The 13,644-nt window shown below is 72.1% G+C and carries 10 protein-coding genes; 9 read left to right on the top strand and 1 reads right to left on the bottom strand.

Annotated features, from left to right (window positions below; all coding sequences use genetic code 11):
- Positions 1–205: 205 nt before the first annotated feature.
- Positions 206–787, bottom strand: a complete 582-nt coding sequence (locus WMF19_RS29545; protein WP_437893408.1) for a Uma2 family endonuclease — start codon at positions 785–787, stop codon at positions 206–208.
- A gap of 124 nt (positions 788–911) precedes the next feature.
- Here WMF19_RS29545 and WMF19_RS29540 point away from each other — a divergent pair, with 124 nt between their 5' ends.
- The 9 genes from WMF19_RS29540 (at position 912) to WMF19_RS29500 (ending at position 13,627) form a co-directional block, all read left to right on the top strand.
- Entirely contained in the window at positions 912–5,504 is a 4,593-nt protein-coding gene (locus WMF19_RS29540) for an nSTAND1 domain-containing NTPase (RefSeq protein ID WP_437893407.1), read from the top strand.
- A 154-nt stretch (positions 5,505–5,658) separates the two neighbouring features.
- Positions 5,659–6,192, top strand: a complete 534-nt coding sequence (locus WMF19_RS29535; protein ID WP_373372160.1) for a hypothetical protein — start codon at positions 5,659–5,661, stop codon at positions 6,190–6,192.
- Positions 6,173–6,550 (top strand): hypothetical protein, encoded by a 378-nt coding sequence (locus WMF19_RS29530; protein ID WP_437323200.1) that lies wholly within the window; start codon positions 6,173–6,175, stop codon positions 6,548–6,550. The genes WMF19_RS29535 and WMF19_RS29530 overlap by 20 nt, the downstream gene beginning before the upstream one ends.
- Positions 6,551–6,590: 40 nt before the next feature.
- Entirely contained in the window at positions 6,591–9,068 is a 2,478-nt protein-coding gene (locus WMF19_RS29525; protein ID WP_437893406.1) for a SpoIIE family protein phosphatase, read from the top strand.
- Positions 9,069–9,251: 183 nt separating this feature from the next.
- On the top strand, positions 9,252–9,707 hold the full coding sequence (locus WMF19_RS29520; protein WP_272094116.1) for a hypothetical protein: 456 nt from the start codon (positions 9,252–9,254) through the stop codon (positions 9,705–9,707).
- Complete coding sequence (locus WMF19_RS29515; RefSeq protein ID WP_437893404.1) at positions 9,688–10,065, top strand: hypothetical protein; 378 nt, start codon at positions 9,688–9,690, stop codon at positions 10,063–10,065. The genes WMF19_RS29520 and WMF19_RS29515 overlap by 20 nt, the downstream gene beginning before the upstream one ends.
- A gap of 17 nt (positions 10,066–10,082) precedes the next feature.
- Complete coding sequence (locus tag WMF19_RS29510) at positions 10,083–12,572, top strand: SpoIIE family protein phosphatase (RefSeq protein ID WP_437893402.1); 2,490 nt, start codon at positions 10,083–10,085, stop codon at positions 12,570–12,572.
- A 283-nt stretch (positions 12,573–12,855) separates the two neighbouring features.
- The gene (locus WMF19_RS29505; protein WP_437893401.1) at positions 12,856–13,269 is read left to right on the top strand and encodes a hypothetical protein; all 414 of its coding nucleotides are present in this window, start codon (positions 12,856–12,858) and stop codon (positions 13,267–13,269) included.
- Entirely contained in the window at positions 13,250–13,627 is a 378-nt protein-coding gene (locus tag WMF19_RS29500) for a hypothetical protein (protein ID WP_437323195.1), read from the top strand. The genes WMF19_RS29505 and WMF19_RS29500 overlap by 20 nt, the downstream gene beginning before the upstream one ends.
- The last annotated feature ends 17 nt before the right edge of the window (positions 13,628–13,644 follow it).

Below are 13,644 nucleotides of genomic sequence, written 5' to 3'. Positions count from 1 at the left end.
GCAAGGCATGGAAGTCCAGCCTGGCGGCGCTCAGCGCTCCTCGCGACCTCGGGCGGCGTCCTCGGGGCGCCTCCCCGGGCATTCCGTGCGGGAATGGAGCGAAGTGGCGAATTTGGCGTCATGACAGTCTTCGTCCTGAACCGGGGCGACTCCCCGCTACAGCGCTGGTGGACCGGTTCGATGCGGTGTCGCTGAAACCACAGATTCAGAGGTTGGTGGCAGCGAGCACGCCCCGGTACACGTCGTCCACGCCGATCTCACACCCCACCGATGACAGCGCAGCCCGAGCGCCGGGGCCATGGACCCGGAGCACCCAGCTCCCGTCGGCCTGGCGCGCGAACACCTCGATGCGAGGCGCCTTCTGTGACGCCAGGACGACCTCTCGGATCGACGCCACGGTCTGGTAATGCGCGAACTTGTCGCCGCGATCGTACGCCTCGCTCGAATCGGAGAGCACCTCGATCACGAGGACTGGGTTCAGGAGGGTGTCGCGCCGCTCGTCCTCGAACTCGGGGCGGCCGCAGACGACCGAGCCGTCCGGGTAGACGTAGCGATCCGCGGCGGGGATCTTGATGCGCATGTTGGAGTTGAGCGCCACGCATCCGCGCTCGCCCAGCGCGTTGCCGAGCAGTCGGCCGATGTTCGCGGCGATGGCGCTGTGCTCGAACGTACCGCCGGACATCGCGAAGAGCTCGCCGCCGGCGTACTCGTGCCTCGCCTCCGATGCGCGCTCAAGATCGAGGTATTCTTCCGGCGAGAGCTTCCGTCGCGGCGCCGCTTCTCCCATGTGCGGCAGTGTCGCGCGCCGGGCTTCCGATGTCCACGCAGCCGGGCGGACCGCCGCGGCGTCGGGGGCTGCGGTGAGCGGGACCGTCCACCTCTCGCTGCGCCGGTGATACCGTCGTCCCGCGATGGACCGCACGCTCGTCGACGAGGGGAGCTCCCGCGATCCGGGCCCGGTGCCCATGCCCGCGGGCGGGCTCGCGCGCGCCCCCGGCGACGTGCTCGATCGCCGCTATCGGCTCCGCGTCCGCCTCGGCCGGGGCGGCTTCGGCGACGTGTGGCGCGCCGAGGAGCTCCTGCCCGACGGCGCGCCGTTCCGCGAGGTCGCCCTCAAGCTCCTCGTCTCGGACTTCGCCGACGCAGCCGACTGGGCCGACGAGGCCAAGCTCCTCGCCTCGTTCCGCCACCCGTCGCTCGTCACCATCTACGCCGCCGGCATCCTCCACGGCGCGCCGAAGACCCCGTTCGTCTCGATGGAGCTGCTCGAGGGCCGGAACCTCGCCGACCTGATCCGCTTCCGCCGCCGCATCCCCTGGCGCCGCGTCGTCGCCTGGGCCCGCGACGTCGCCGGCGCGCTCGACGTCATCCACGCGCGCGGCGTCGTCCACCTCGATCTCAAGCCCGCCAACCTGTTCCTCACGCAGGACGGCGCCCTCAAGGTCCTCGACTTCGGCATCTCGCGGCGCGCAGGCGCCCCCGTCTCCCGCGCCTCCGGCGCGCCCCCCGCCGTCGCCGTCGGCGGCGGCCACGACAGCGGCGGGAGCGACCTCGGCACGGCGGCGTTCCTCGCCGAGCGCGACGTCTACGCCTCCACGCGCCGCGCCTTCGCCGGCGCGGACAGCCCCGCCGCCGCGCGCAACGTCATCGGAACACCGGGCTTCATGGCGCCGGAGGTGCTCGAGATGGCCGAGCCGACCGCCGCCACCGACGCCTACGCGCTCGCCGTCTGCATCGCGCAGCTCGCCACCGGGCGCCTCCCGCACGCCGTGCCCGACGAGCCGGACGACTGCTCCGATCCCGCGAGCGTCTCCGCCTGGTGGACCGAGCTCCGCGCCGCGACGTTGCGCGGCACCATGCGCGACCTCGAGCGCGACCCCGCGCGGCTGCCGCGCGGCCTCGTCGCGCTCCTCCAGCGCCTCCTGTCCGTCGACCCCGCGCACCGGCGCGTCACGCCGGGGAAGCTGACGCAGCTGCTCGACGAGGTCTGGGAGCGGCCCCACGGCGTCCCCGACCGGCCGTACAGGGGCCTCGCGCCGCTCTCGTCCACCGACGAGGGGCTCCTGTTCGGGCGCGACGACGACGCCGCGCGCCTCGGGCGCGAGCTCGAGTTCGAGCCGTGCGTCGTGCTCCAGGGGCCGCGCGGATCGGGCAAGACCTCGCTCGCCTCCGCGGGGCTCGTGCCCCACCTGGCGCGCCGCCACGTCGACCAGAAGGACGACTGGATCGAGGCGCGCCTCACCCCCGGCGACGACCCCGACGGCGCCCTCGCCCGCGCGCTCGCGGCCGTCTCGCCGGAGCTCGAGTCCGCGGACCTCGACGCCCTCACCAGGTTCTGCATGGCGTCCGCCGTCGGCGTCGCGCTGATCGTCGACCCCATCGCGCCCCTCGGCGACGGGCGCCTCGCCGCCCTCGTGGGCGCGCTCGCGACCGGCGAGCCGCGGCGAGGCCTCCGGCTCATCGGCGTGCTCGACGAGGCCGACGACCGCACCGCGGCCCTCCTCGCCACCCCGGCCGGCGAGGGCCTCCGGGCCGCGCTGCGCTACGTGGGGCTGCCCGCCGCCGCCGCCGTGAAGGACCTCGTCGCAGGCCCGGCGAAGCTCGCCGGCGCCGAGGTGCGCGGGCTCGCCCAGGTCGCGGCCGAGGCGCAGCGCGAGCTCCGGAGCGGCGGGGCGGCGCTCTCGTTCATCGCGCTCGCCCTCGCCGAATGGTGGGAGCGCGCGCGCGACCCGCGCGGCGCGCTGAGCGGCGAGACCTGGCAGGAGCTCGGCGGCGTGCGCGGCGCCCTCGCGCGGCACGCCGACGCCGCTGTCAAAGCCCTCGCCCCGGAGGACCGCGCGATCGCCGACGAGGCGCTGCTCCGGCTCGGCGCGATGGACGGGTCGCGCGTCCGCTGGGCCGAGGCAGAGCTCGTCGAGGCCGTCGCCGCCCCGCCCGCCGACGTCGACCGCGTCCTCGGCGCCCTCGAGCGCGCGCGCCTCCTCGTCCGCCGCGACAGGTCCGTGGAGCTCGCCCACGAGTCGCTCGTCTCGAGCTGGCCGCACGCCGCCGCCACCCGCGCGCTGCACATGGAGCGGCTCATCCTGCTCGAGCGGCTCCGCGAGGCCGCCGACGTGTGGGATCGCTCCGGCGAGAGCCGCGATCTCCTCCTGCGCCGCGACCTGCTCGATCAGGTGAGCAAGAGCGCGGCCTTCGTCTCGCGGCTGCCGCGGCGCGAGCAGGCGCTCGTGCGCGAGAGCCTCCGGCACGCCCGCGCCCAGCGCGCCAAGAAGATCGGCGCGGCCGTGGCGCTCGGGCTCACGGTCGCCTCGGCGTTCGTGGCCGAGCGGTGGGTCGCGGCGCGCCAGGCGCAGACGGAGGCCAAGGCGCGCGAGGCCGAGGAGCGCGCCGAGCTCGCCGAGCTCATCGGCAAGGCGCGCCGCACGGAGGACCCGTACCACCGCGCCGCGTGGATCGCCGCGGCCCTCGCGCGGCGCGCGGACGACGCGGCGCTGCCGCTCGATCTCGCGTCCGCCGCGGTGGGCCTGCCGCGCGCGCGCTTCCTGACCGTCGACGGCGTGGTGGGGCCGGCGCTGCCTTGGGACGATCGGTGGGTCATCGCCGGCGGCCCCGGGGGCTCGCTGCTCGTCGCCGACCTGCGCCCGCCCGACCCGGAGGTCATCGACGACGTGGCGCTCGACGCCGATCCGGAGAGCGCCCCGCGCGCCAAATCGCCGCGCGTCCTCGCGCTGCGGCCGCACGACGCCCCGCACGTGGAGCGCGTGCCGTTCGCGTTCGACACGGCGCTCGCGACGCGCTCGGTCACCGGCGAGGTCCGCGTCTTCCGGCTGCGGGAGGGCGGTACGGTCGCGCTGGCCGCGGTCGCGCCGGTGCGCTGCAGCAGCGCCGTCCACGCGGCCGAGGCGGCGCCCGTCCTCGCCTGCTCGACCGACGGCGGGATCGCGCGCTGGGACATGCGGCGCGGCGGCGGCGCCGAGGCGGTCGATCGGCACCCGTTCCGCGGCAACGTGCTCGGCGTCTCGCCCGACGGCGCGCACGTGGCGGCGGTGCTCGGGCGCAGGGCGCTGCTCTGGGGGCCCGGCGCCGGCGCGGGCGACGAGATCACCCTGGGCGCGCCCGCCGTGCTCGGCCGGTTCAGCCCGCGCGATCCCGTGATCGCGCTCGTGCAGCAGAGCAGGACGGCGATCTACGCCCTCGACCGGCCCGAGGCGCCGCTCTTCGAGCTCGACACCGATCCGGCGCCCGCGTCGGCGCGCTGGGACGCCGGCGGGCTCGATCTGGGCGTGTGCGGCAGCGGCGGCAGCGTCTGGCACTACCTCCGGAAGGGCGGTCGGGCCGCGGGCGATCCGCCTCCCGAGGGCTCGCCGTGCGAGGCGTCCCCGGGCAAGGGAGCGCCGCGGCCGCTGCGCACGCGCGGCGAGATCGCCGACATCGCCGAGCGCGACGTCGGCCCGCACGCGCTCGTCGGCGGGTGGCGGCTGCCGGACCGGCGCGTGCTCACGCGCGACCTCGTCCTGTTCAGCCCGGGCGCGCCCGCCGCGGAGCGCCTCCTCGGGTTCGAGGGGCTCGACCCGGAGGGGAGCCCCGAGGCGCGCGACGCGGCCGCCTCGGCCGCCGCCGCGCTGCGGCGCGGGGGCGTCGTGGCCTTCGAGATCGGCGGCGAGGTGCGCCTGTACGACGAGGGCTCGCGGCGCCGCACGGCCGCGCGGAAGGGCCACCTGCTGCGCGCCTGCGACGACGGCCGGCTCATGGGGTACCGCCGGGACGAGGGGGTGTGGACGCTGTTCGACGCGGTGACGGGCGCGACCGTGGAGGTGGTGCCGAGGGCGCCGGCGCTCGTGCTCGGCGTCGACGCGGCCTGCCGGACGCTGTTCACGCAGGAGCTCGACGGAAACCTCGTCGCGACGTCGCTCCGCGACCTGTCGTCCCGCACGATCGCGGTGACCGACGGCTACGTCTACGAGGCGCGCCCGAGCGCCGCGCGCGGCGACGTCGGCCCCGGGCTGTGGCTCGCGTTCAGCTCCGGCGCCCTGGCGCGCATCGACGAGGCGCGGGGCGAGGTGCGGGTCCTCGGGTACGCCACGCCGCGCGCGACCGCGATCGCGGACGGCCCCCTGCCGGGCGACGCGGCCTTCGCGGACGCGACGGGCGTCGTCGTGATCCGCCGCGCCGGCCTCACCGAGCGGGTGCTCGAGGGCGTGAGCGGGGCGGAGTGGGAGGACATCGCCGCCGCGCCCGACGGCAAGACGTTGCTGCTCTCGTCGGCGGACCGGATCGCGGCGCTCGACCTGGAGCGCCACGAGCTCGTCGGCGCCATGCCGTCCGACGGCCGCGAGCGGCTCGCGCCGTGGGACGCCGACGGCTCGGTGCTCTCATGGTCGTTCGGCCGCGTCGGCGGGGCGACCGGCCACGTGGTGCCCCGGGGGCTGCCGCTCGCCCAGCGCGTGGGAGAGGCGGTGTCGAACCTGAGGGCCCAGGGGAAGCGGCTCGTCCCGCGGCTGTGAGGCCGCGCCGACGCGGCCGACGCGGCAGGTCAAAGCCAAAGCCCGCCGTCGCGCTGTATTGTAGGGTCTGCCCTCACCCGCGCGCGATCGCGATCGCGATCGCGCTCGCGCGAGAGCAGAAGGCGTTGGCTCCGCTGCGGGAACGACGTAGGCTGTGGCAATCGTGCCCGCGTCCGAACCGAACCTGAATGCATCGCTGTTCCTGTGCATCACGTTCTTCCCGAGCGACCGCCTGGCGACCGCGGTGCTGAGGCTCGTGTCCAGCTTTTGCGGGATGATCCTGGACGACGCGAATGTGAGCTCGCGGTTCTACATGGCCGCGCACGAGCTCGCCGAGAACATCACCAAGTATTCGACGGGCCCCAAGGTCAGCCTGGAGCTCGCGCTGGAGGAGGCCGAGAGCTCCTGTATCCTGAAGATCCGCGCGCGGAACGAGGCCTCTCCCGACCGCCTACGCGAGGTGGAGAGGCGCCTGCTCGAGCTGAAGACGACGAGCGATCCTGTGAAGCACTACGACGAGCTTATCCATGAGACGGCGATGGTAGAAGGGGTGTCGGGGCTCGGCCTCGCGCGGGTGCGCGCGGAGGGCGGGCTCGACGTGGACTACAAGATCGAGGGGAACGAGCTGACGATCATCGCGCACGCGCCGGTTGGGAGATGGAGGGGAGATGAGCAGCTTAAAGGTTGAGTCCGTCGTCACGGACAGCTTCGGGATCGAGCCGGCCCTGAGGGAGGACACCCTCAGCATCAAGCTCACCGGCACGGGCGACATGGCGGCGGCCGCGCCGCTCGGCTCCTACTGCAAGGCCCTCCAGGCGGAGGTGGCGCGCCTCTCCGTGAGCGCGGTGGAGTTCGACGTAAGGTCTCTTTACTTTCTGAACTCGAGCTGCCTGAAGGCGTTCATCAGCTTCATCTGCGGGCTCGCGGGCCAGGGGCTGAAGTGCAGGGTGCAGTTCGTCACGGACGCGAGGCTGGGGTGGCAGCGGCGGAGCCTGACGGCGCTCGAGCGCATGTCCCCCGAGCTGGTCTCCATCGCGGACGCCTGAAGCGCATCGCGGACGCCTGAAGCGAGGACTGCAGGACACGATGAAGAAGCGCCGGACGATCGCCCTCCTCATGGACTACGTACGAGGCGAGTACCAGTCCGAGGTGCGTTTCGGGGTCGAGCGCGCCGCCGAGGCGCACGACGTCAATCTCGTCATCGCCTTCGGCGAGACGCTCGCCCTCCCCGGGGCGGCCAGCACGGCCCAGAACAGCATCTATCACCTCATCGGCGCGGAGACGGTCGACGGCATCATCGTCGCGTCGACGACGCTCTGCCACCACGTCGGCATCGAGGGGATGAAGCGGTTCTGCCGGTCCTACGCGCCGCTGCCGATCTGCAGCCTCGGGATGGCGATCGACGGCATCCCGAGCCTCGTCGTCGACAACGGCCTCGGGCTCGATCTCTCGGTCGGGCACATCGTCGACGACCACGGGCGCCAGCGCGTCGCGTACATCGGCGGCCCGCCGAGCAACGAGGAGGCGGAGGTCCGCGCCGACGCCTACCGGCGGGCGCTCGCGGACCGCTCGCTCCGCGTTGACGAGCGCCTCGTCGCGTTCGGCGGCTTCACGATCGACACCGGGCGCGCCGCGATGCGGGAGATCATCGGGCGCGGGGCCGCGTTCGACGCCGTGGTCGCCGCCAACGACAACATGGCGCTCGGGGCCATCGAGGAGCTCAAGGCGCACGGCCTGAGCGTCCCGAAGGACCTCCCCGTGTGCGGCTTCGACGATGCCGTCATCGCGCGCTTCGCGAAGCCGTCGCTGACCACCATCCGCCAGCCCATCAAGCGCATCGGCGCGCGCGCCGTGGACATGATCGTGCGCATGATCGAGGGCGAGCCGGTCCCCGAGTACAACCTGTTCCCGGTCGAGCTCACGCTGCGCGAGTCCTGCGGCTGCGGCTACCAGGTGGAGCCCGTGGGCGCGCCCTCGAGCAAGGCGTGGAGCGCGTCGCTCCCTTCCGCTGGCCAGCGGGACGACGTGGAGCGCCTGATCGAGAAGAGCGTCGCGATCCCCGCCGGCTCGCTCGACGGCTGGGCCGGTCTGCTCCTGTCGGCGCTGGAGGAGGAGCTCGAGGGGAGCGAGGGCCGCTTCCTGCGCGCGATCGAGTCGCTCCTCGACGCGGCGGGGCGCGAGGGCGCGATCCTCGAGCACTTCCAGAGCATGATCACGCTGCTCCGGGAGCAGTACCGCCGGGGCCACGGGGCCCTCCGGGACGCGGTCCTCGACGAGGCGCTCGAGCGGATCTGGCACGCCTCGCGCATCGTCATCGGGAGCGCGTCCGTGCGCGCCGAGGGGCAGCAGCGGCTCAACGTGGAGCTCGCGTCGCTCTACCTGAGCTGGAGCGCGCGGAGCTTCTCGACCTGTTTGAGCCTTCCCATCCTGCGGCGCATGATGGCGTCGGAGCTGCCGCGGATGCAGTTCTCGCGGGTCGCGGTGTCGCTCTATGACACCGCGCACGACCCGCAGCGCACCACCATGAAGGCGCTCTTCCTGATGGAGGACGGCCGCGAGCTGGAGCCGCCGGCGGAGAGCTTCCCGGCGCGCCGCCTCGCGCCCGAAGGGTTCCTGGGCGGCGGAGAGCGCAGAAGCGTGATCGCGCTCCCGGTCGCGTTCGGCGACGAGGAGAAGTTCGGTGTCGCGGTGCTCAACAGCGGCGCCAACGAGATGGTCTATGACGCCCTCCGCCTCCAGATCGGCTCGGCGGTCAAGGCCGCGGCGCTGCACTGGGAGGTCGTGCGGCAGGTGGAGCTGCGCGAGCGGCTGGAGCAGGAGAAGGTCCGCCAGGAGAGCGTCGTCGCGGCGCGCATCCAGACGACGCTGGTGCCGGCGCAGCTCTCGGTCGAAGGCCTCGAGCTCTCCGCGGTCATGAAGCCGGCCGCCGAGGTCGGCGGCGATTACTACGACGTGCTCGCGACGGACGAGGGCGGTTGGCTCGGGATCGGCGACGTCGCGGGGCACGGGCTCGCTGCAGGGCTCGTGATGCTGATGATCCAGAGCATGATCTCGGCCCTGACGCGCAACGACCCGCGCTCCAGCCCCGGGGACATCCTCTCTGCGGTGAACGGGGCGGTGTACGAGAACGTCCGCAGTCGGCTGAAGCGGGACGAGCACGCGACGCTTCTCCTGCTCCGGTACGAGCGGAGCGGGCGGGTGACGTTCGCCGGGGCGCACGACGACATCATCGTGTGCCGCGCGAAGACGCGCCGTTGCGTGTGCATCCCGAGCTCTGGCGTCTGGATCGGCGCGCTGCCCGCCATTGACGCGATGACGCGAGACGCCGAGTTCGTCCTGGAGGACGGGGATGTCCTCGTGCTCTACAGCGACGGCGTGACGGAGGCGCGCAACGCGCACCATGAGCAGTTCGGCCTCGAGCGGCTCTGCACCACCATCGAGTCCTCCCAGGGCGCGCCCGCCGAGGCGATCCGGGACCGCATCCTCGGCGAGGTCGAGGGCTGGTGCCCGAGCCCCGATGACGACATCACGGTCGTCGTGGCGAGGTACAGCGCGCCTCGATAACTGTAACTGTGGCAACTGTGGCCCGAGGCCGCCCGCTTTCCTACATGAGCGCTATCGTCGGTGTCAGCAGAAGGGATTGGATCCGGGTTGAGAACCACGTACGCTCCGCCAATCGTGTCAGTGTCCGAACCGAGTCAGAACGGGTCACTGTTTCTTTGCATTTCGTTCCACCCGAGCGAGCGTATGGCCAACAGCGTGCTTCGGCTGGTGTCCAGCTTCTGCAGCATGGTGCTGGACGACGCGAACGTGAGCTCGCGGTTCTACATGGCCGCGCACGAGCTCGCCGAGAACATCATCAAGTACTCCTCGGGCCCCAAGGTCAGCCTGGAGCTCGCGCTGGAGGAGCGCGAGAGTTCCTGCGTCATGAAGATCTGCGCGCGGAACGAGGCGTCGCCGGAGCGGCTGCGCGAGGTGGAGAGACGGCTCTTCGAGCTGAAGGCGGCGAGCGATCCTGTGAAGCACTATGACGAGCTCATCTGTGAGACGGCGATGATAGAAGGGGTGTCGGGGCTCGGCCTCGCGCGGGTGCGCGCGGAGGGCGGGCTCGACGTGGACTACAAGATCGAGGGGAACGAGCTGACGATCATCGCGCACGCGCCGGTGGGGAGGTGGAGGGTCGATGAGCAGCTTAAGGGTTGAGCCCGTCGTCACGGACAGCTTCGGGATCGAGCCTGCCCTGAGGGAGGACACCGTCGTCGTCAAGCTCACCGGCACGGGCGACATGGCGGCGGTCGCGCCGCTCGGTCTGCTCCTCAAGGACCTCCACGCCGAGGCGGCGCGCCTCCGCGTGAGCGCCATCGAGTTCGACGTGAGGGCCCTTTACTTCCTGAACTCGAGCTGCCTGAAGGCGTTCATCAGCTTCATCGCCGGCCTCGCGAGCCAGGGGCAGAAGTGCAAGGTGGAGTTCCTCACCGACGCGAGGCTGGGCTGGCAGCGGCGGAGCCTGACGGCCATCGAGCGCATGTCTCCGGAGCTCGTCTCCATCGCCGACGCCTGACGCGAGAGCCGCGGTAGATGAGCGAGAAGCGCCGGACGATCGCCTTCCTGATGGATTACGTCGGGGGAGACTACCAGTCCGAGGTGCGCTTCGGCATCGAGCGCGCCGCGGAGGCCCACGACGTCAATCTCGTGATCGCCTTCGGAGAGACGCTCGCGCTGCCCGGCGAGGGGGGGGCGGCCCAGAACAGCGTTTATCAGCTCATCGGCCCGGAGACGGTCGACGGCATCATCGTCGCGTCGGCGACCCTCTGCCACCACATCGGGATCGAGGGGATGCGGGCGTTCTTCCGGGCTTACGCGCCGCTGCCCGTCTTCAGCATCGGGATGGCGATCGACGGTATCCCGAGCCTCATCGTGAACAACGGCCTCGGGATCGAGCTGTCGGTCGGGCACATGATCGACGTCCACGGGCGCCGGAACATCGCGTATGTCGGCGGACCGGCCAACAACGAGGAGGCCAGGGCGCGCGCCGACGCCTACTGGGGAGCGCTCGCGGCGCGCGGCCTCCCGCTCGACGAGCGCCTCTTCGCGGTGGGCGCGTTCACGATCGACAGCGGCCGTGTCGCGATACGCGACATCCTGGACCGCGGTGTCGAGGTCGACGCCGTTGTCGCCGCCAACGACAAGATGGCCCTCGGGGTGATCGAGCTGCTCGCGGAGCGGGGGCTCCGCGTCCCGCAGGACATCCTCGTATCCGGCTTCGACGACGCCTTCATCGCGCGATTCTCCAAGCCGTCGCTGACCACCGTTCGCCAGCCCATGAAGCGGCTCGGGGCCCAGGCGATGGACACGATGATGCGCATGCTCGACGGCGAGGTCGTCCAGGACATGGCGCTCCTCGACGTCGAGCTCACGTGCCGTGAGTCGTGCGGCTGCCGGGTTCAGGCGAGCGCCTCGCTCTCGCCGTCGGCCTCGGCGGCGCGCGACGGGGCGTCCCTGGTCGCGGCGCGGCGGGAGTCGCTGGAGACCGCGCTCAGGAGGAGCGTGGCCATCCCGACTGGCTCGCTCGACGGCTGGCCTGGCGAGCTCCTGTCGGCGCTGGAGGACGAGCTCGCGGGGCGGGAGGGCCGCTTCCGGCACGCGCTCGAGGCGCTCCTCGACGCGGCGGGGCGGGGGGGCGCGATCCTCGATCACTTCCAGGGCGTGATCGATGTGCTCCGGGAGCGGCTCGGCCGGCCGCCGTCGGGCGGCGGGGGCGTCGCTCTCTACGATGCCCTCGAGCGGCTCTGGCACGTGTCGCGCATCGTCATTTCGAGCGCGTCGATGCGGATCGAGGGGGAGCGGCGGCTGAGCGTGGAGCTCGCGGCGACCTCCCTCAGCTGGAGCGCGCGGAGCTTCTCGACGTGCCTGAGCCTGCCCAGCCTGAAGCGCGTGCTCGCGTCGGAGCTGCCGGTCCTCGGGATATCGCGGGCCGCGGTGTCTCTGTATGACGACGCTCCCGAGGCGCAGCGAGGTGTCATGAGGCCGCTCTTCCTGATGGAGGACGGCCGCGAGGTGGAGCCGTCGGCGGCGAGCTTCCCGGCGCGGCGCCTCGCGCCCGACGGGTTCCTGAGAGGCCGGGAGCGCACGAACATGATCGCGCTCCCCGTCGCGTTCGGCGACGAGGAGAAGTTCGGTGTCGCGGTGTTCAACAGCGGCGCGCACGAGCTGATCTACGACGCGCTCCGCCTCCAGATCGGCTCCGCGGTCAAGGCCGCGGCGCTGCACCGGGAGATGGTCCGTCAGGTGGAGGCGCGCGAGCGGCTGGAGCAGGAGAGGGTCCGCCAGGAGAGCGTCGTCGCGGCGCGCATCCAGACGACGCTGGTCCCGGAGCGGCTGTCGGTCGCGGGGCTCTCGCTCTGCGCCGTCATGAAGCCGGCTGCCGAGGTCGGCGGCGACTACTACGACGTGCTCGCGACCGCCGACGGCGGTTGGCTCGGGATCGGCGACGTCGCGGGGCACGGGCTCGCTGCGGGGCTCGTGATGCTGATGATCCAGAGCATGGTCTCGGCGCTGACGCGCAGGGATCCGAGGGCGAGCCCCGCCAGGGTGATCTCGGCGATCAACGCGGCGCTGTACGAGAACGTCCGCGGCCGCCTGATGCGGGACGAGCACGCGACGCTGCTCCTGCTGCGGTACGAGCGGAGCGGGCGGGTGACGTTCGCCGGGGCGCACGACGACATCCTCGTGTGCCGCGCGAAGACGCGCCGCTGCGTGTGCATCCCGAGCACGGGGGTCTGGATCGGCACGCTGCCATCCATCCACGAGATGACGCGAGACGCCGAGTTCGTCCTGGAGGACGGCGACGTCCTCGTGCTCTACAGCGATGGAGTGACCGAGGCGCGCGACGCCCACCATGAGCAGTTCGGCCTCGAGCGGCTCTGCACCACCATCGAGGCCGTCCAGACCGAATCCGTCGTGGTCATTCGTGACCGGATCCTGAAGGAGGTCGAGGGGTGGTGCCCGAGCCCTGACGACGACATCACGATCGTCGTGGCGAGGTACCGCGCCCCCCGGCAGCCCTGACGCATCGGTCGAGGCGCGGCCGACGCGCTCGGCGGAGCGGCGAGCGCCGGGGTCATGACGGACGACGTGAACGGCGCGCCGGGCGCTCGCGATCGTTCGCTCGCCTACATGAGCACACGGCCGACCAAGGGGGATTGGATCCGGTGCAAGAATTACGTACGCTGCGTGAACCGTGTTAGCTTCCGGACTGAGCCAGGACGCTTCACCGTTCTTGTGCATCACGTTTTTCCCGAGTGAACGGATGGCTAGCGCGGTGTTGCGGCTGGTGTCCAGCTTCTGTGGGATGGTGCTGGACGATGAGAGTGCGAGCTCGCGGTTCTACATGGCCGCGCACGAGCTCGCCGAGAACCTCATCAAGTACTCGTCCGGCCCGGAGGTCAGCCTCGAGCTCGCGCTGGAGGGGGGCGAGGGCGCGCGGGTCCTCGTGATTCGCGCGCGGAACGAGGCGTCGCCGGAGCGGCTGCGCGAGGTGGAGCGGCGGCTCTCCGCGCTGAGGTCGGCGAGCGATCCTGTGAAGCACTATGACGAACTCATCTGTGAGACGGCGATGGTAGAAGGGGTATCCGGGCTCGGCCTCGCGCGGGTGCGCGCGGAGGGCGGGCTCGACGTGGACTACACGATCGAGGGGAGCAGGCTGACGATCATCGCGCAGGCGCCCGTTGCGGGATGGAGGGGAGATGAGCGGTTTACGGGTTGAGCCTGTCGTCACGGAGAGCTTCGGGATCGAGCCGACGCTGAGGGACGACACCCTCGGCGTCAAGCTCACCGGCACGGGCGACATGGCGGCGGCGCCGCCGCTCGGCCTTTGCCTCAAGGCCCTCCAGGCGGAGGTCATGCGCCTCTCCATCAGCGCGGTGCAGTTCGATATAAGGGCTCTTTACTTTCTCAACTCGAGCTGCCTGAAAGCGTTCATCAGCTTCACCTGCGGGCTCGCGGGCCAGGGGCTGAAGTGCAAGGTGCAGTTCCGCACGGACGCGCGGCTGGGATGGCAAAGACGGAGCCTGGCGGCGCTCGAGCGCATGTCTCCGGAGCTGGTCTCGATCGAGGACACCTGACGGAGAGCCGCGGGACA

This window comes from Sorangium sp. So ce124, assembly GCF_051525235.1.
Lineage (GTDB): Bacteria > Myxococcota_A > Polyangia > Polyangiales > Polyangiaceae > Sorangium > Sorangium atrum.
The sequence above is the reverse complement of the archived record's forward strand: the minus strand, read 5'-3'. Positions and strand labels throughout refer to the sequence as shown.

Bases quoted from the DNA above. Each gene is read 5' to 3' on its own strand.
- WMF19_RS29545 (WP_437893408.1), bottom strand. From the start codon at position 787: ATGGGAGAAGCGGCGCCGCGACGGAAGCTCTCGCCGGAAGAATACCTC.
- WMF19_RS29540 (WP_437893407.1), top strand. From the start codon at position 912: ATGGACCGCACGCTCGTCGACGAGGGGAGCTCCCGCGATCCGGGCCCG.
- WMF19_RS29530 (WP_437323200.1), top strand. From the start codon at position 6,173: ATGAGCAGCTTAAAGGTTGAGTCCGTCGTCACGGACAGCTTCGGGATC.
- WMF19_RS29525 (WP_437893406.1), top strand. From the start codon at position 6,591: ATGAAGAAGCGCCGGACGATCGCCCTCCTCATGGACTACGTACGAGGC.
- WMF19_RS29520 (WP_272094116.1), top strand. From the start codon at position 9,252: ATGGCCAACAGCGTGCTTCGGCTGGTGTCCAGCTTCTGCAGCATGGTG.
- WMF19_RS29515 (WP_437893404.1), top strand. From the start codon at position 9,688: ATGAGCAGCTTAAGGGTTGAGCCCGTCGTCACGGACAGCTTCGGGATC.
- WMF19_RS29510 (WP_437893402.1), top strand. From the start codon at position 10,083: ATGAGCGAGAAGCGCCGGACGATCGCCTTCCTGATGGATTACGTCGGG.
- WMF19_RS29505 (WP_437893401.1), top strand. From the start codon at position 12,856: ATGGTGCTGGACGATGAGAGTGCGAGCTCGCGGTTCTACATGGCCGCG.
- WMF19_RS29500 (WP_437323195.1), top strand. From the start codon at position 13,250: ATGAGCGGTTTACGGGTTGAGCCTGTCGTCACGGAGAGCTTCGGGATC.